Genomic DNA, 467 nt, shown 5'->3' with positions numbered 1-467 from the left:
GATCAGCTGAGCACGCCCCAGCGTGTGGAACCGGAGGTTGAAACCGACCACCGCGGGCGAGGAGTCACTGTCGATACCGAGCGTGTCGGTGTCCACCGCGTACACGGTGAACACATAGCGGTGGTTCTCCCCGGCGGGCGGCGCGGCCCCGCCGAAGCCCTTCGACCCGTAGTCGTTACGGGCCTGGACGGCACCCTCGGGCAGCCCCTCGAACGAACCGCTGCCCGCACCGGCCGGCAGCTCGGTCACCGACGCCGGGATGTCGAAGACCACCCAGTGCCAGAACCCGCTCCCCGTCGGGGCGTCCGGGTCGAAACACGTCACGGCGAAGCTCTTGGCCTCCGCCGGGAACCCCTCCCACCGCAGATGCGGCGAAGTGTTCCCGGACGCAAGCACCTGGGCGTCCCCCAGCACTGCCCCCGGGGCGAGATCCTTGCTCGTCACGGTGAACGCGGGCACCTCCGGAT

Annotated in this window: 1 protein-coding gene; it reads right to left on the bottom strand. The window is 70.0% G+C overall.

Translation table 11 applies throughout. The features are described 5' to 3' along the window. A partial coding sequence (locus RNB18_RS51540) for a YbhB/YbcL family Raf kinase inhibitor-like protein (RefSeq protein WP_311721000.1) occupies positions 1 to 467 on the bottom strand: 467 nt, incomplete at both ends.

The organism is Streptomyces doebereineriae (genome assembly GCF_031845645.1).
Classification (GTDB): domain Bacteria; phylum Actinomycetota; class Actinomycetes; order Streptomycetales; family Streptomycetaceae; genus Streptomyces; species Streptomyces canus.
This window is presented reverse-complemented; position numbering and strand designations above follow the sequence as displayed.